This is a genomic window from Desulforhopalus sp. (assembly GCA_030247675.1).
GTDB lineage: Bacteria > Desulfobacterota > Desulfobulbia > Desulfobulbales > Desulfocapsaceae > Desulforhopalus_A.
On the sequence record JAOTRX010000005.1, the window covers coordinates 239174 to 256335 of the forward strand.

At 43.5% G+C, this 17162-nt stretch carries 16 protein-coding genes; 13 read left to right on the forward strand and 3 right to left on the reverse strand.

Going from position 1 to position 17162, the window contains the following annotated elements:
* Entirely contained in the window at nucleotides 1-990 is a 990-nt protein-coding gene (locus OEL83_12585) for a tRNA-dihydrouridine synthase family protein (GenBank protein MDK9707877.1), read from the reverse strand.
* Nucleotides 983-3373, reverse strand: coding sequence for a cyclic nucleotide-binding domain-containing protein (locus OEL83_12590; protein MDK9707878.1), 2391 nt, complete (start codon nucleotides 3371-3373; stop codon nucleotides 983-985). The genes OEL83_12585 and OEL83_12590 overlap by 8 nt, the downstream gene beginning before the upstream one ends.
* A gap of 325 nt (nucleotides 3374-3698) precedes the next feature.
* Between OEL83_12590 and OEL83_12595 the strand changes: the two genes are divergently transcribed.
* From OEL83_12595 to OEL83_12655, 13 genes are all read left to right on the forward strand, one after another.
* Entirely contained in the window at nucleotides 3699-4457 is a 759-nt protein-coding gene (locus tag OEL83_12595; protein MDK9707879.1) for an SH3 domain-containing protein, read from the forward strand.
* A 284-nt stretch (nucleotides 4458-4741) separates the two neighbouring features.
* On the forward strand, nucleotides 4742-5977 hold the full coding sequence (locus OEL83_12600; protein MDK9707880.1) for a beta-ketoacyl-[acyl-carrier-protein] synthase family protein: 1236 nt from the start codon (nucleotides 4742-4744) through the stop codon (nucleotides 5975-5977).
* A 156-nt stretch (nucleotides 5978-6133) separates the two neighbouring features.
* A complete protein-coding gene (locus OEL83_12605; GenBank protein ID MDK9707881.1) occupies nucleotides 6134-6385 on the forward strand; it encodes an acyl carrier protein in 252 nt (83 codons plus the stop codon).
* Between the two features lie 4 nt (nucleotides 6386-6389).
* Nucleotides 6390-7781, forward strand: a complete 1392-nt coding sequence (locus OEL83_12610; protein MDK9707882.1) for an FAD-dependent oxidoreductase — start codon at nucleotides 6390-6392, stop codon at nucleotides 7779-7781.
* Between the two features lie 37 nt (nucleotides 7782-7818).
* The gene (locus OEL83_12615; protein MDK9707883.1) at nucleotides 7819-9222 is read left to right on the forward strand and encodes an FAD-dependent oxidoreductase; all 1404 of its coding nucleotides are present in this window, start codon (nucleotides 7819-7821) and stop codon (nucleotides 9220-9222) included.
* Between the two features lie 9 nt (nucleotides 9223-9231).
* Nucleotides 9232-9972, forward strand: a complete 741-nt coding sequence (locus OEL83_12620; protein ID MDK9707884.1) for a beta-ketoacyl-ACP reductase — start codon at nucleotides 9232-9234, stop codon at nucleotides 9970-9972.
* 2 nt (nucleotides 9973-9974) lie between these two features.
* Entirely contained in the window at nucleotides 9975-10412 is a 438-nt protein-coding gene (locus tag OEL83_12625) for a beta-hydroxyacyl-ACP dehydratase (GenBank protein ID MDK9707885.1), read from the forward strand.
* A gap of 219 nt (nucleotides 10413-10631) precedes the next feature.
* Nucleotides 10632-11333: a protein TolQ gene (tolQ, locus tag OEL83_12630; GenBank protein ID MDK9707886.1), complete on the forward strand. Its 702-nt coding sequence runs from the start codon at nucleotides 10632-10634 to the stop codon at nucleotides 11331-11333.
* A 5-nt stretch (nucleotides 11334-11338) separates the two neighbouring features.
* Nucleotides 11339-11755: a protein TolR gene (gene tolR, locus OEL83_12635; GenBank protein MDK9707887.1), complete on the forward strand. Its 417-nt coding sequence runs from the start codon at nucleotides 11339-11341 to the stop codon at nucleotides 11753-11755.
* A gap of 31 nt (nucleotides 11756-11786) precedes the next feature.
* Nucleotides 11787-12692 (forward strand): TonB C-terminal domain-containing protein, encoded by a 906-nt coding sequence (locus OEL83_12640; GenBank protein ID MDK9707888.1) that lies wholly within the window; start codon nucleotides 11787-11789, stop codon nucleotides 12690-12692.
* A gap of 31 nt (nucleotides 12693-12723) precedes the next feature.
* Nucleotides 12724-14013 (forward strand): protein TolB, encoded by a 1290-nt coding sequence (locus OEL83_12645; protein ID MDK9707889.1) that lies wholly within the window; start codon nucleotides 12724-12726, stop codon nucleotides 14011-14013.
* A 38-nt stretch (nucleotides 14014-14051) separates the two neighbouring features.
* Nucleotides 14052-15125 (forward strand): tetratricopeptide repeat protein, encoded by a 1074-nt coding sequence (locus tag OEL83_12650; protein MDK9707890.1) that lies wholly within the window; start codon nucleotides 14052-14054, stop codon nucleotides 15123-15125.
* 21 nt (nucleotides 15126-15146) lie between these two features.
* Nucleotides 15147-15890 (forward strand): TlyA family RNA methyltransferase, encoded by a 744-nt coding sequence (locus OEL83_12655; protein ID MDK9707891.1) that lies wholly within the window; start codon nucleotides 15147-15149, stop codon nucleotides 15888-15890.
* Between the two features lie 260 nt (nucleotides 15891-16150).
* Here OEL83_12655 and OEL83_12660 read toward each other — a convergent pair whose 3' ends face one another.
* Nucleotides 16151-17080, reverse strand: a complete 930-nt coding sequence (locus OEL83_12660; protein ID MDK9707892.1) for a manganese-dependent inorganic pyrophosphatase — start codon at nucleotides 17078-17080, stop codon at nucleotides 16151-16153.
* Between the last annotated feature and the right edge of the window lie 82 nt (nucleotides 17081-17162).

Consider the following 17162-nt stretch of genomic DNA (forward strand, 5'->3'; position numbering starts at 1 on the left):
TTAAACATTTTGGGCAAAAAATTCAGAAGCCCGTTGCTTGGCTTGATCAATTGTTATACTCGATTGAATGGATGCGGCGAAATGATGGCCAAAGGGAAAAGGAGATGCAAAGTAGGTGGCAAATTGTTTCAACCGTCCTAACCGCCTTTCTGGCGTAAAACGATCTTCCAAAAGTTTCAAAAACTTAAAGAATATATCTGCATCCGATTTTCGCGATTCAGGCACATCGATCCCGAAAACTTTCTTTGCAATCTCTGCGCACAACCAGGGGCGCTCTACTGCCCCACGGCCAACCATCAAACCATCAGCGCCAGATTGTTCAAGGCTCTCTTTCGCATCTTGAACAGAGAAAATTCCTCCATTAACCAAAAGCGGCACAGATATGTCCCTTCGAATTTTTCCAATCGCATCCCATCTCGGTCTTCGGCAGAACTTCTCATTATTCAACCTTGCATGAATAGTTATAAGATTAACACCCATATCTTCAAGTAACCGGCAAAACCCACTTAACTTTTGTGAATCCAATTGTTTGCCAAGACGAATCTTAACACTTATTGGCAGCTCTGTACTCTTACGAAGGCTGTGAAGTACCCTACACATCTCTGATTGATTTTCGACCAATGCTAATCCAGCACCCTGTTTTTTTTGCAGTGGGGCAGGACACCCGAGATTAAGATCAATTCCATGTGCTCCCAATTTATGCAGTTTTTCAATGGCTGGACCTATCGCTTGTTCATTGGCGGTGACGAGCTGGTAAAAAAGCGGGTGCTCATTCTCTCTTTTAATCAGAAGAGGCGAACAATGCTCGTTGTCATGGGGCAACCTTCTTGCCACGAGCATCTCCGTAAAAAGCAACCCAACTCCCCCTTCCTCCTGAACAAGAGTTCGAAAAGCTGAATGAGATAAGCCAACCATAGGGGCCAAAGCAATAGGGGGAGAAATTTCTATACCCTGAATCTTCAAGGTGTGCGGAAAACTTTGTCTATCCACGAGGCCCACTTTTATCTGCCTTACCACGGGAATTTTTGGCACGATTGATAAGGTTATCAAAAACAGAGGCATTAATTCTTTGTGAAAGCTTCACATGAACAGTAAAATCGTCAACACTGACATCTTTGCATTTCACTCCAACAATCACCCCGTTGCATTCCGTGAGTATTTCTCCTGAAGGACCCTGAACTATTGATTCAATCTGTCTACCGAGGAGAAGTTTTGCATTATGTTTACTTGAGATTTTTAAAATAAAAGCTAAACCACTTAGAGAAATGTCCTTCAACTCTCCGGTGAGTCTCCTTTTTCCCTTGTTGCCGTATGGGTCAAGGAGCACATTCTGGGTAAAAAACGCCACTGGAACACGTGGATACTCACGTCGATCCTCCCCGGACATTTTCAATAATTGTGGTATTATTTCATACTTACGACAATATCCATTTAATTTTATTTCTATCTCAGGAAATTTTTTAATGACCTTGAGATAAACATCCTGATGAAGGACCTGAAGGCTCACATCAGAAATCGCTCGGATGGTTACCGTCCAAACAGAAGATGAAAAGAACAAATCTCCACCAAGAATACTCCCGCCCCCCATTCTTTTGAGAAATTTCTCATTGCCTCCTGCCATACAGTTCATGCTGACATACCCTGAATTAACGAGATACAATACATTGTCGGTTTCCCCGGCCCGCACAATCATGTCGCCTTTTCGATACTCTTCCCGGCGAAGGACTGCATACAAAGCATTAAATTGATCAGTCGTCATCTCCTCATAAAGTTCACTCCAAATCTCAAGGTGATGACTGGCAAGAGGTGTGGCCCTGGCCTCTTCAATTATATCACCGAGTTCCACTGCATCATTAAGGGCCATCGGATTGATCTCTAAAAGTCGGTCGCGCAGCTTCTCTGCGACCATAAAATCACCATCCTTCGTTGCGGCTAATGCCTGGTCCTTTAACAACTTGCTGGCAACACTGATATTTCCGTCACGAACAAGTTTTCGAAGATTTTCCTCAATACCAGCCAGTTTGCTGAGAGCTTTTCTCTTCTCCTGCGGATCATCATCAAATGATATGCCCTCGGTTGTGTCTCCTCTGACTTGCTGGCTATGGCGGAGCTGTGGGCCAATTGCCTTCAATGCTTCATCAATCTGTTGAAGGATCTGCTCGCTTCCTGGTGACTTGCCATATTCAGACTGTAACCTCAATAGAATCTCAATACTTTTGTTACAAGGAAAGGATCGCAGGGCTGCAACAACGGCGCCCACAAGACGACTCTTTGATCGAGTTGAAAGAATATTTCTCCCATCGGTAACCCTGCATAATGCAGCAAAGACTTTTTTATTACTTCCAAAGTTCTCAACGAGAAACTGAATAATATGCCCTTTTAAATCATCATCGACTCGTTCAAGGCCATCCAGCAACCGATCGACCATCTCGCCGCCACCAATTTTGACGACACAGCTAATCATTTCGAGCTGAACTCTTTTGTCTTCGTGGGAAAAGCAATGCTGAGTAAATGAATAACATGAGTCAATGCGAATTTCGCCCAAGATGTACAAGATATTTCTGACAACCATCCAAGGAGGGCGCTTTTGCAGGTATTCCTCGAGAATTGGAAAGGCAGCTTCGCCAAATATCGGGATAAAGTTAATCAAGGTTATTCGTTCTTCCCTGCTCAAACTTTGTATGACTCTATTGAGCAGGTACGTCACCCCACGGGTCTCAAAATGTAAAAGGATATCCTGAAAAAGGGTTTGATTGTCATCTTCAAATAGATATCCATCTATCAATCTTTCAAGTGTTGCTTTTGTGGCAAATTTATTGAGGTTTTTAGGGATCACACTCCGGAAAGCTGCCCCTTTCGCAAGACCTCCAGAATGGATCCGGAGAAAGAGCGAAAGCATCTCTTCAGCTTCCTTCCAAAAAGAGTTCTCCAGAAGCCAGGCTGTTAATTCCTCGATCCGTTTAATAACCACGACCAGACCTGGTAATACCTCCTTCTCAAACCCAAGCCAATTTGAGAAACTATGAGCGACAAGTAACGTTTCATCTTTCATGCCGTACCGCATGAAATTCTCACAAGCCATCGACAAAACAGCCAATGTTCGCTCACGGATACTCGTATCTTCGGATATTACAGCATGATTAAGTATTGCCAGGAGTTTTTGCTTAAACATTCGCTCGTGCTCATCACGCTGCAATAGGTATTCTATTATGCCTTGAACGAATTCTACGTTTTTTAGAACCTGGATGTTGTTATTCGCCAACTGAGTCAGGTTGTATTCGAACCTTTGCTGTCGCCTCTTTTCTTCCGAAAGTGAGATGCTTTTCTTAACTATTTCGAGGATCTCCTTAGGTGATCCCGGTTTGTTTTCCATCAGATAGTCCTGTAAGAAATCATAATAAATAGCAATCAATTGCCCTACCAGCGTTTCAAATACTTTTATCCAATCAATACTATATTAGTTTTTCCTTGATTACCAACTTGTATTGCGATTTTCGCAGAGAGGATTGTTGTTGTGGCTCTTTTCTTGCCTTACTTAAGAAATTTGTAAACATCGATGTTTGACACAAACCATCTAACCCTGTATACAAACGACAAACAGCTCTATCGCAAGTTTTCGCAGGTAGAATTACAGAACAACTCACAAATTTTTTACAGACAGGAAGCAATAATTTCCAACTCGCTGTCGGAGAATTATTATGAACAGGTGTGGCGTCAATTTAATTTTTTTCGTCTCATTTCTTTTTTCCCAAATTTTCTTTCAATCTGAAGCCTCCAGTCAGGAAAACATCCGTTATGTCTCCGATGTTTTAGTAGTCAATATTAAAGATCGCCTTGAGAAACCATATGAAGTTGTTGCTACCGTCCAGTCCGAAGATCCCTTGAAAATCATAGAAGAAAGTGGGAATTATTTTCTGGTTGAGACCAAGGATGGCAAACAAGGTTGGCTGGCAAAACAATATGTAAAAAGCGAGTTACCTAAAACCATAGTGATACAAAAACTCAAACAGGATTTGACAGTTTTAATGGATCGAATCAACGCAAAACCTGATTTATCGCCCGACGGAAAGCCCGAAGAAAGGCAATCGGCTGATCTACTCTGCCAAGAGCTTCAAGAAAAATTGAACGACGCTGAAAAGTACATAGCTAAGCTCACAGAGGAACAAAAAAAATCACATAGCTCTCAGGCTGATTCTCCATCGAAATCTTCTACCTCAACAATAGAACTCAGCTCGTCGACATCTCTCGATCAATTGGAACAAACTCCTGAGAATTACGCCCTACTCATTTCCGAATTTGAAAAGCGCGGGAAACAAATTATTGAGCTGGAAAAAATTGTAGAAAAGAAAGACAATCAGACCCAATTTTTATGGTTTGGAGCAGGTGCTGCAGTTTTTTTGATAGGTCTGCTAGCTGGGAAAAGCGGCAATCGTAAGAAGAATAAACTTATTTATTAGAATAATAATAAAGAGTTTGTGATTACTCGGCCGAAAAATACGCGTGCAAGACCTACCTCTTTCTGAGAATGCAGGAGGAGTCCAAGAAACATCATGATAACGCCTATCAGAAGCGCGTTCGTTACAGAGCGATATTGGTTGAATTTTCTCAGAAATTACTCTAAATTTTGTCGCCATTTAATAAACGTACACCTTTAAGATAGAGTTTTTTCGTTCTGCTGCTCAAGTTAAGCCCGGTTCACAACTTTTTTCTTAACCTATTCTCCTAAAATATTACATCTATCATGCTAAATAGCAGAATCGTCATAACAGGTATTGGACTCGCTGCACCTAACGCTGCAAATCTCGATGAGTTCAGGCAAAAGCTGATTCATGGCGTCAGTGAAATTAAGGAAATTGAACTGCGATATTTTGGCAAGGCCCCGGCTGGTATCTGCTCCTTTCCAGAAACATTGTACAGAAAGAAAAAGGAAAACAAAAAAGGCACTCGCGCCGGCTGTTTAGGCGTGTATTGCGCCAATGAAGCACTGAGAAACGGTCAATTGGACCTTCATTCATACGACCTGTCGAGAATTGGTGTGTACATTGGCCTCACTGAACATGGCACTGTAGAAACCGAAAACGAAGTTTATAATATCAGCCAATACCAATATGATGTAAACTATTGGACCCACCACCACAACCCACGAACGGTTCTCAACAATCCGGCCGGAGAAATCACCATGAATTTGGGGATAACCGGACCACACTACGTCATCGGTGCTGCCTGTGCAGCAGGCAATGCTTCCCTTATCCAGGCTGTGCAGATGCTCAAACTCGGAGAGGTGGATATGGCCTTGGCCGGAGGAATCTCCGAGTCAGTAGGCTCTTTTGGAATTTTTGCCAGCTTCAAAGCTCAAGGGGCCCTTGGCGAAGCCGATGATCCGAGAATGGCATCCAGGCCCTTCGATCTTCATAGAAACGGTATAGTGATATCGGAAGGTGGCTGTATTTATATATTGGAGCATCTTGAGCGAGCCCTGGCTAGGAAAGCGCATATCTACGGCGAAATCGTCGGCTATGCAATGAATTCAGATGCTAAAGATTTCGTTTTGCCCTATGGTAAACGTCAAGCGGAATGTATGAGACTTGCTCTGAAAAGAGCAAACCTGCAGCCGGAACAGATAGACTTAATCAATACCCATGCAACCGGCACAAAACAAGGTGACATAGAAGAGTGTAAGGCCATTAATGAGGTTTTCGGCCATTGCCCTTCAACATATGTTAATAATACTAAGAGCATTATTGGGCATGCAATGGGTGCTGCCGGTGTCTTAGAACTTGCGGGTAACCTTCCAGCATTTGCCGATGGAATCGTTCACCCGACTATCAATATTGATCATTTGGATCCCGAATGCTCGGTGAAGAATTTAGTAACAAACACTGCTGTTCAGACAGATTCTATCAATACAATTTTAAATAACTCCTTTGGAATGGTTGGAATTAATTCGACTGTCATCGTGAAAAAATACGCTGACTGATTTTTTTTGCCCTTTTGCTTCAAATAACTATCAACAAGATTCTTTCGGTATGTTATAGGAAGTGTTTTGTTATCGATCCAACAACGCAACCTCAGTGCACCGAGGTCACTATAGTTTGACCTTTTTTCCATCACCCGCAACATCCGGAGATGTTTCATGACAAGTGAAGATATTAAAAATCTAATTCTGGAAATTATTAAAGATATTGACGATGAGGCAGATTTCGAAGGTCTTGACCCCAATCAACCTCTGAGAGATCAACTTGAACTCGATTCAATGGATTTTCTCGATATTGTCATGGAACTGCGCAAACGGCACAAATTGCAGATTCCTGAAGAAGACTATCCGCACCTCGCCACACTCAACAGCTGTGTTAACTATCTTCAACCATTATTGAAAGACGTCTAATGTTGTGAGTCTCCCCCTTCTCGTAATTGGTGGCGGTCTTTCAGGCTTGGCCGCTGCCATCAGAGCAGCACGGTTTGTCCCCGATATCCTTCTCGTTGAAAAACATTCCCGACTGGGTGGTCTCAACTCTTATTTTTATAGAGAAAACAGACTATACGAGACTGGCCTGCATGCAATCACCAATTACGCCGAACCAAATAATAAGCAGGCTCCTCTTAATCGGCTCCTCCGGCAGCTGAAACTGAAGCGAACCGACTTTTCTGTTTGCCAACAATTCCAAAGCGAGATTGTATTCAGCGATATTGAATCGCTAACATTCACTAACGATTTTCAAGTACTCTGCGCGGAGATTCAAACCAAATTCCCACGTGCAGTCGTACGGTTTCAAAAGCTTCTTCATTTCATTGCCGATTTCGATCCGTTTTATCCAGCTCCTTTTCGCTCAACGAGATCCTTCCTTTCGGAAATTCTGCAAGAGCCACTACTTGAAGAAATGCTTCTTTGCCCTCTTATGTACTATGGTTCAAGCCGTACGGATGACCTGGATCTTAGTCAATTTGTAATAATGTTTAGAGCAATTTTCCAGGAAGGCATATTTCGCCCACAAGGCACGATCAAAGATCTGATAAATCTTTTAACAGATCACTTCCTTGAACTGGGAGGGAATATAAGGAAGAGCTGTGAGGTTAAAGAGATCCTCATTAAGGACAAGAGAGCCATCGGTGTAGAACTTGACAATGGCGATGTAATAGAATGTAATCACATTCTCTCAACCATAGGCTATGAAGAGACCATCCGACTCATTTCTGATGCAGGTACTCCTTCGCCTACTCGCTTGCCAAGGCTTGGATTTGTTGAAACAATTTATCTACTGCAACCACTGCCACCCCTTGCACTTCCAAAAAACAAGACAATTATCTTTTTTAACAACGGCAAAAAATTTTCCTACAGAAATCCTTCTGATTTTGTCGATTTCTCAAGCGGAGTTATTTGTTTTCCCTCAAACTTTGATGGCCTTTCCAAATCGACAGCTCAGGAGGTTCGCTCAACGCACCTGGCCAACTACTATCGCTGGAAAGAACTCTCTAGCAGCCCAGACCGTTATTCTGAGCAAAAGCACTTTACTGCCCGCCATTCCGCCCATGTTCTAGAGAAATTGATTGGCAGATTCTCCGCAAATATTGTATATGAAAACACTTTTACTCCCGTTACTATCGAACGTTATACTGCAAAGATCAACGGAGCTATCTATGGCAGTCCTGACAAGATTAAGGATGGCTATATAGGCTATCCGAATCTTTTCCTCGCTGGCACGGATCAAGGGTTTCTGGGTATAATCGGTTCCATGCTCAGTGGCGTTTCGATCGTTAATCAGCACATCCTGCCCAAACTCTAATAATTCAACATTAAGAGAAAAACGAAGTCGCTAACCTATGCCAGTTCCATTTTCCCATCTCGCAGACAAATACGACGTAGTAGTGGTTGGCTCCGGCCTTGGTGGCCTTACTACCGCTAACCGACTTGCCTATTGCGGACACAAAGTACTTCTGCTCGAATATCACCATCGGCTTGGTGGACTGGCAACCTGGTTCAAAAGGCGCGGCCATATTTTCGATATTTCCTTACACGGCTTTCCCTATGGCATGGTAAAAACCTGCAAGAAATATTGGAACAAAGCCATCATGAGTTCTATTGTACAACTCACTAATATTGTTTTCGATAATCCACAATTCTCTTTGCGTACAACCTTTGACAGGGAGGATTTCACCCGACTTCTCCAATCCCACTTTAAAATCTCGCGCAGCACTATTGATCGATTCTTTGCCACAGTAGCAGGGATGAATTTTTATGATGATCAGACTATGACTACGCGAGAATTATTTAATGACTTCTTTCCAGGCAGGTCGGACGTTCACCGCCTTCTCATGGAACCGATAACTTACGCTAATGGTTCAACCCTTGATGATCCGGCAATAACCTATGGAATTGTCTTCTCTAATTTTATGAACAAAGGAGTATTTACCTTTGAGGGAGGCACCGACAAACTGATTGGCCTGATGACAGATGAACTGGAAAAAAATGGGGTGACAATTTGCACCAATTCTAAGGTTGATAAAATTATCATTGAAAAGGGAAAGGTGCGCGGAGTTGAAGTACGTGGAAAAACAATTACTGCAAAGGCGGTAGTTTCTAACAGTGGAATAACCAATACAATAAGAAACCTTACCGACCGAGATGCCTATTCAGAGGACTTTCTTGAAAAAGCGGACAAGATTCGAGTAAACAATTCAAGCTGTCAGGTATATTTTGGTATCAGAGAGAAGGAAACAATTGACGACATTGGAGACCTGCTCTTCACCTCTTCCGCACCCGAATTTGAATCTGATGAATTACTCGACAAAGATTCACACTCCAAGACCTTTTCTCTCTACTACCCTAAAACCCGCCCAGGTCAAAACCGTTACACAATTGTTGCTTCGATGAATAGCCGGTTTGAGGACTGGTCAAATCTTGAAGAAAATGTATATCTACAGGAAAAACAATTGCTGATTGCAAAAACTCTCAAGGATCTTGAACGTTATTTGCCAGATGTCAAAGAAAAGATTGATTGGATGGAGGCTGCCACGCCCAGGACGTTTAACAGCTACACCCTGCACACCAAGGGCACATCCTTTGGCACAAAATTCGAAGGATTGAACATTTCCCGTTCTATTTTTAAGGAAGTATCGGGATTATTCCATGTAGGATCCGTTGGAATTATCATGTCTGGCTGGCTAGGAGCGATAAATTATGGAGTTATTGTTGCCAATGATGTCGATAGCTATATACGGTCTTAGGAGTCAATAATGTCAGAGTTCAATGGCCAAAAAGTGCTTGTAAGTGGGGCAACGCGAGGGATAGGCAGGGCGATCTCTCGTCGATTTCTTGAGGAAGGTGCTCAGGTGATTGGTGTATATGCCGGAAATACCGAGGCTGCTAAGCATTTTGCCGATGAGCAGAAGCAGTATTCCGACAAGTTTGAACTCATTCAGTGTGATGTGTCCGATGAAAATCAAGTTGCTTCGTTGTTTGAGAAGATTTCAAAAGACTATCAATACCTTGATATCCTTGTAAATAATGCCGGAATTCGAAGAGATGCAATGCTTGCATTGATGAATTATAAAGATTGGCAAGAGGTTCTCAACACAAATCTTACCGGTACGTACCTCATGACTAAACAGGCTGTATTGCTCATGATGCAACACAAATTTGGGAGAATCATCAATATCACCTCCCCCGTTGCCCGTATCGGTTTTCCAGGCCAGGCAAATTATGCAGCCTCAAAAGCCGGTCAAGTAGCACTCACCAAGTCCCTTGCCAAAGAAGTTGCCAGGAAAAAAATTACTGTTAATTGCATTTCTCCAGGTTTTATTTCCACCGACTTCATAGCCGATCTTGATCAGGATCTGGTAGCCGATTATAAAAAAATGATTCCCATGCGGAGATTCGGCACGCCTGATGAAGTAGCTGATTCCGTGCTCTTTCTCGCAAGCAAGCGAGCATCGTACATTACCGGCGCTGTTCTTGAAATAAGCGGTGGACTGTAGTCATGAAACCTGAAATAGAGGACCTTATCCCGCATCGGCCACCTTTTCTCTGGGTTGATCGAGTTGTATCGTTTTCAGACGACTGCATTCATACGGAAAAATATTTTCCCCCGGATTTGGAATGTTTCCGCGGCCACTACCCAGGTAACCCCATCATGCCCGGTGTACTTCTCTGCGAAGCAATTTTCCAGAGTGGCGCTTTACTCATGTCAAAAAGAAATCCAGTAAATGAACCGAGAACGAATCAGATTCCAATCTTAACGAGAATTGGCGGCGCAAAATTTAAGAAACCCGTTTTGCCGGGAGATACTGCTCAAATTAAAGTGACATTAAATGAAATAATGTCAGCGGCCTTTTTTTTCCAAGGCACATTAAAGGTCGATAATAAGGTCGCAGTATCGGTCGATTTTGTCTGTGCAATGGTTACTTCCTCTCCTTGAAAGATCTGCAACTATTTCACCAGTAAAGGTTTCTCTCTGCGCAAACTCATTAATGCGCCAATTGACCGGTTGAATTTTTAAGAAAAGTGGGTAAGATACCTGCTTTGAAAAAGTTTGCTCAATAACAACAAATCCATCCATCCAATAACCGAGTAAAACCGGGTCATGAACGATCGCCTGCGGTTGAGGCGATTGCACTGATAAAAGAAGGATCACTCCGTGCAGTTATCAATTCTCGATATGGTTCGACATGCTGGCCCAGTCGGCCAGATGGTAATGCTTACCCTCCTCATTTTTTCACTTGTTTCGTGGACTATTGTCTTTACGAAGGCTCGCCTTTTCAGAAAGGTCCGCATTGATTCTGAAGATTTCCTAGAGACGTTTTGGAATTCAGCCAACCTCAATGAAGCTAATAGCGCTGCTGAGGAATACGACTACAGTCCACAAGCGGCTGTTTTCATAGCAGGCTTTAGCGAATTGCAAAAAATCAACAAAATCCGTAATCGTAAGGATGACAGTCGCAGCAGCGAAACCCTGGAAATGCAGCTTGCTACTATGGATAATTTAAAGCGTGCGGTTAGAAAAGCGGAAACCCAGAAATTAAGCGAGCTTGGAGGGGGATTGTCCTTTTTGGCGACTACCGGTAGCGCAACCCCTTTTATCGGTCTATTTGGAACCGTTTGGGGAATTATGGCATCCTTTCATGATATTGGCCAACGCGGTTCCGCATCTCTCGCCGTTGTTGCTCCGGGTATATCGGAAGCCCTAGTCGCAACTGCTGCAGGACTTGCTGTCGCTATCCCTGCAGTCATTTTCTATAATTATTTTTCCAACAAACTTGACATGGTAGATGGAAATCTCGCTAATTTTTCAACGGACTTCCTGAACCTTGTAGAGCGTGACCTGTTGAGCAGAGTATAGAGATCATGGGACCTACAGGCGGCAACAGCCGAAAAAGATTGGTGGCGGACATCAATGTCACTCCCCTCGTTGATGTTATGCTGGTGTTGCTCATAATATTTATGATTACAGCACCCATGATGACCCAGGGGCTCAATGTCGACCTTCCCGAGACAACTGCAAAGGCCCTCCGCCAAGAAGAAAAACCGATCATCGTTACCATCGACGACAAGGGAGTTATCAGCATTAACAGTGTTCCCCAGGTTAGGGCACTCATGGTTCAAGAATTGAAAAAAAGTTATTCTGTAAACAAAGACCAGCCTATCTTTTTGAATGCAGATAAAAAGGTTCCTTACGGCGAAGTTGTTAAGGTCATGGCCGACATACAATCCGTCGGCTTTGATAAAATCGGTATGATCACCAAGCCTCCGGAAAAAGAGTGAAAGAGTGAGTCTAGGTTACCGAGTGGTTTCTATGCCTTCAGGTGAATGGAAACTTCCATTGACTTTGGCAATTGGGATACATGTTATGGTGGTTTTGGGGGCAGTGTATCTCCCGGGCTTTTTTAAGTCCAAACCAAAATTTGCCGATGTGTATACAGTGAGTCTTATTAATATTGCGGAACCTACGCTAGCCCCTCCTACAGCCAAGCCTCAAGCAGCAACGCCTCCCGCACCGGCAAAAGCTCAGGACCCTGCGCCGCCCCCTCCTTCACCGCCCAAAGCAAAAAAAACCGTTCCAGTGGCTGAGATACCAGAAAAAGTAGAGCCTGCTCCTGCGCCACCACCCGCTCCGCAAAAAGCAATTTCATTAAAACCGCTGAAGCAGAAAATTGTGAAAAATGTTAAAGAGCAAGAGCCTCCACCTAAAAAGACTGAGCCGGACCTCAAAAAGGTCCAAAAAATTGCTGAAGCACTTAGAGAAGAAGCTGTTCTTGAAGAAAGGGCTCGGCTAGCTCAGGAAGCACTTGAGCAGGAAAGACGAGTGCTTACGCAGAGCAATAAAGGGCGAGTCGTCACCGAATCATCTGACTCTCCAATTGGAAAACAGACGACAAATGCGCCAGCTGTTGGTGGAAGCAGCTCAAATCTGCTGGAGAGTCAATATCAGGCAGCTATCGCCAGCAGACTCCAGCAATTTTATTCATTGCCTGAGTATTTGCAAAAAGATCCGAACCTTACTGCTATTGTTGTTATCACCATCAAGATGGAAGGCGACGTTGCCAATGTGGTTTTCGAAAGCAAATCCGGAGATAGGGTTTTCGATCAATTTGTCAGCAAAACAATAGAACAGGCCAACCCTATGCCGCCAATCCCACCTGCCTTAAAAAAACAACGGTATGAGATAGGTTTTCGCTTTAAGCCGGGAAGCATTCAATGATATCTATTCAAAAACAATGCGTGTACGAGCCATGATTAAAAACACATGTAAAATTTTAGCGGCTGTTTCTTTTCTTATCTTCTGTCTATTCGCTCAAGCTTCAATAGCAGCAGATCGAGTCTATCTGGATATCTCTGCCCCTGAAGTCCGCAAGATTAACATCGCCATCCCCTGGTTTCAAAACAAAAGTTTGAGTGAGCAAAAGCAGGGAATCAGTAAAGATTTAGCCGATATACTTGGACAGGCATTAGCTTTCCATGGGATTATTTCCGTTATTCCATCGGAGAAATATGGAGATAACCAGTCGGCTGATTGGAAAAGAATGGGTGCGGACTACGCTGTTTTCGGCCAATTTGTCATGTCCGCCGACACTCTGAAGTTAGAGATGCGATTACAAGATGTTGCCGGAGACGAAATTGTCATGGGTAAAACCTTTTCTGGCAGCATTGATCAAAAAAATCAAATGTTATTCAAATTCTGCGACAGCGTAATTGAATCATTGACCGGCAAACCTGGTATTGCCGCCACCCAAATAGCCTTCGTTAACAGAGACAATACCGTGAAAGAGGTATTTCTCACCGATATTTTAGGCAAGAGTCTGAGGCAAATCACCCGCCATAAACATCTCACTGTCTCTCCAAGGTTTGTCCCCGGTGGAGTCTATCTCTCTTACACATCGTATCATAGCGGTAATCAAAACCTTTATATTACGGATCTTCGCCAGGATAAAACCACTCAAGCCCTTTCACGACGCAAAGGTTTGAACCTTGCCCCATCATGGTCTCAAGATGGGGAGAGAATGGTTGTAACCCTCTCAAAAGATGGTAATCCAGACCTGTACCTTTTAGACAAAAAAGGTGAAATTATTGAACAATTGACCAGTAAGGCCGGAATCAATGTCTCACCCGCTTGGTCTCCTGATGGCTCGACAGTAGTGTTTGTCTCAGATAGAACCGGGAAACCGCAATTGTTCGCGTTAGATATGCGCACCAGGGGTATACGGAGATTAACCTTTGATGGATCCGAAAATGCCGAACCCAGCTACTCACCAACCGAGAATTTAATTGTTTATTCTAGTTTGCGTGATGGAGTGTATCAACTGTTTACCATGAATCCGATAACCGGCGGCTCTATTAAACAATTGACTCACGATCTCAGCCACCACGAAGCACCAAGCTGGTCGCCTGACGGCAACCAAATCATCTTCGCAAAACGTGATGGCAATAAACAGGGTATATACGGTATAATGAAGACCGGCTCCTTTGAGAGGAAGCTCTTTAGCTTTCCAGGTAGCCAGACATACCCTCAATGGTCACGATAATTTAACCTGACACCATCTTCTCAACAGGCAACATGAATATGAAGAAATCTGTTATTAACGCTCTTTTTGTTGTGGCGATTGTTCCTTTTCTCGTTCAATGCGCCTCTCAGTCCGATGTTGATGAACTTCGCTACCAACTACGCGTTGTAAACAAAAAGCTCGAAGACATGAAGTCCACAACTGTTCCAATCCAGAAACGGCAAGCCGCCGCTTCCGGCCAGATGGATCAGCTGGAAAAAGAAATAATGGAGTTAAAAGGGCAGCTTGAGGAAACACATCATTTAAATCAGCGGCTCAAAGACCAAAATAAAGAGTTGGAAACTTCAATATCCAACGTAGCTCAAGAAGAAGCTGCCAAAAGAGAAGAAGCTCTGCGTCGTTTCGAGGATGCCCTCAAAGAAAAAGAAGCAAAACTTGCGGAAAAGCTTAACCAACAACAGGAAAGTGTTAAAGCTATTCAAGAAGCTCGCTTAAAAGAGGCAGAACGTAAGGCAAAAGAAACTGCTCTTATGGCGGATCTAGCCAAGAAAAAAGCTCAGAGTGCTAGCTCCCCTGAAGGTGATAAAACCAAACCAAAACCCCAAAGCGACCAAAAGAAGGAAAAGAAAGACGCTACACCCCCCACTACCAGTTCTGATACCACCGCTGAACCTGCGACCAAACAAGCAGCACCTGCCGTTACTAAAGAAAAAGCTACTCAGCCAACTGCAAATCAAGAAAAACAGGCGCAATCAGCTGCGGCAGATCCTTCAGATAGCAGTATGAAAAAGGCGCAGAAGCTATTCGAGAAAAATAGCTATGCCGAGGCCTTGCCTCTTTTTGAGCAGATTGCTGGAAATTCATCGTCTAGTGAGGCAGTTGACGCCCGATACATGATGGGAGAATGCCTGTTTAATCAGAAAGAATATGATAAGGCAATCATGCAATATCAAAAAATAATCTCCCAATACTCGGGACATGATAAAGCACCCTCGGCAATGTTTAAACAAGGAATGGCGTTTGAAAAGCTTGCCGACAAGGAAACCGCAAAGGTCATTTACAAGAAGCTTTTGAAGAAGCATTCTTCCTCTTCAGAAGCAGCCAAAGCCCAGGAAAGGCTCAGCAAACTTTAGTATTCTTCCAGTCACTTCCTTTTGAAAATTCGCCTCGATCAATTACTCTGCAATTTAGGAGTTTCAATCTCCCTTAAATCCGCCCAAGCACTAATTGGCGCCGGTGAGGTGTATGTAGACGATAAGATTGCTGATAAGCCCGGAATCTTCTACGAACCAAATGTTTCAATTCGGCTCAAGAATCGATGTCCCTATGTTTCTCGTGGAGGACTTAAATTAGAGAAAGGCCTAAGCCACTTCAAAATTGATCCAACAGGCTGGGTTTGTATCGATATTGGGGCATCAACAGGGGGGTTTACAGACTGTCTGCTCCAACATAACGCCAAGAAAGTATATGCCATAGACGTTGCCTATGGCCAACTTTCCTGGAAGATCCGACAAGACACCCGTGTTGTCACACTTGAGAGATTCAACGCACGGAGCATATCTTCAAGTGATATTGAAGAGACCAGAATCGATTTTGCGGTAATGGATGTGTCGTTTATTTCCATTACTACTCTTCTCCCAGCCTTACTGCCGCTTTTTAAAGAAAAAGTCAAAATCCTCGCCTTAATAAAACCACAATTCGAGCTTCTTAAAGAAGAGGTAGGAAAAGGTGGAGTTGTCCACCAGCCAGACTTGCACCAAAAGGCTATTGGAAAAATAGTCGGATTCGTCGAAAATGCTGGCCTAACCAGTAATGGCGTAATTGATTCTCCGATTCTCGGGCCAAAAGGCAATCGCGAATTCCTTATCTCAATAGCATCAAAGCCCAACCATCAATAATATACTCCTTCTGGCAGCTGTATATAAACTTATTTGGCGTTGCCTGCCCCTGTTGTGCCGACATAGTTTATTTTGGTTTGGGCAGGATTGCTGAAAATCGATTCCCAGCGCGGTGTTAATTAATGCAATCTGTGTGCACAGATTAAAGGCACCCGTGCACGGCAAGATATCATATATGCTATTAGAAAAAAAATGGGTGGCTGCAAATGAATTGCAGCCACCCATCATTATTGGCTATTCGCCAACCTGAAAACTATTTTTTAGCAACCAAACGCTTTTTGCAAATTCGGGATGGTTTGCTTCTTGCGGCTCATCATTCCAGGAATCCACATTGAATCACCAGCAAGTTTAACACCAAAAGCCTTCTCTATGAGAGCAGGATCATCAGAAAGAACGACCAACTCAGTTCCTTCTTTGACAACATCGGTAAGCATAAGCAATACAGAATGACGACCTTCAGCTTTAACTGCTGCCATTGCCTTCACGAGGTCAGCACGTACATCTGCAACTTGGTCGAGGGTAGCAAGCTCTAATTGGCCAACGCCAACTTTGCTGCCTTTCATATCAAAATCTTTATAGTCGCGGAACAGCAAGTCTTTTGCGGGAATACCAGCAACAGCTGACTTTGCTTTGAGCATTTCCATAAAGAGCTCATCAGTGTTACTCACTCCGGCAACAGCCTTTAAATCATTTACAGCTGCTTTGTCTGCATCAGTACAGGTAGGTGATTTAAAGTTAACAGTATCGCTCAGAATAGCTGCCAACATACCGCCAGCTATATTTTTCGGAATGGCAACACCAGCTTCCTTAAACATTTTATTCAGTACGGTTCCAGTGCAACCAACCGGCTCAGCGCGGAACAGGATGGGATTATTGGTGGTTACATCACCAATTTTGTGATGATCAACGATACCAACCAATGTTGCTGCGGTTAAGTTTGCTGGACCTTGAGCGATATCACTAAAATCGACCAGGGCAATTTCTTTTCCAGCAGCATCAGTGAGCAACTCAGGTGCTTCAAGTCCAAAACGCTTGAGAACGGTGGTCGACTCAGGATTCAGATCTTTAGCTGCAATTTGCATACACGCTTTGGCGTCCATGCCTTGGGCTTTCAGCAGAGCGGCATAAGCGATCGCAGAAGTTACGGAATCAGTATCGGGGTTTGCATGTCCAACAACCAGAATAGCCATTAGTGTTCCTCCATGTGTGTTTGAATGATGATAGCCATAAACTATTTAATTTTTCGCTTTTATTTCATATTCCCAGACCAAA

Coding starts and splice junctions, on each gene's coding strand:
- OEL83_12590 (MDK9707878.1), bottom strand. CDS start 3,373: ATGGAAAACAAACCGGGATCACCTAAGGAGATCCTCGAAATAGTTAAG.
- OEL83_12595 (MDK9707879.1), top strand. CDS start 3,699: ATGAACAGGTGTGGCGTCAATTTAATTTTTTTCGTCTCATTTCTTTTT.
- OEL83_12600 (MDK9707880.1), top strand. CDS start 4,742: ATGCTAAATAGCAGAATCGTCATAACAGGTATTGGACTCGCTGCACCT.
- OEL83_12605 (MDK9707881.1), top strand. CDS start 6,134: ATGACAAGTGAAGATATTAAAAATCTAATTCTGGAAATTATTAAAGAT.
- OEL83_12615 (MDK9707883.1), top strand. CDS start 7,819: ATGCCAGTTCCATTTTCCCATCTCGCAGACAAATACGACGTAGTAGTG.
- OEL83_12620 (MDK9707884.1), top strand. CDS start 9,232: ATGTCAGAGTTCAATGGCCAAAAAGTGCTTGTAAGTGGGGCAACGCGA.
- OEL83_12625 (MDK9707885.1), top strand. CDS start 9,975: ATGAAACCTGAAATAGAGGACCTTATCCCGCATCGGCCACCTTTTCTC.
- tolR (MDK9707887.1), top strand. CDS start 11,339: ATGGGACCTACAGGCGGCAACAGCCGAAAAAGATTGGTGGCGGACATC.
- OEL83_12640 (MDK9707888.1), top strand. CDS start 11,787: ATGCCTTCAGGTGAATGGAAACTTCCATTGACTTTGGCAATTGGGATA.
- OEL83_12645 (MDK9707889.1), top strand. CDS start 12,724: ATGATTAAAAACACATGTAAAATTTTAGCGGCTGTTTCTTTTCTTATC.
- OEL83_12650 (MDK9707890.1), top strand. CDS start 14,052: ATGAAGAAATCTGTTATTAACGCTCTTTTTGTTGTGGCGATTGTTCCT.
- OEL83_12660 (MDK9707892.1), bottom strand. CDS start 17,080: ATGGCTATTCTGGTTGTTGGACATGCAAACCCCGATACTGATTCCGTA.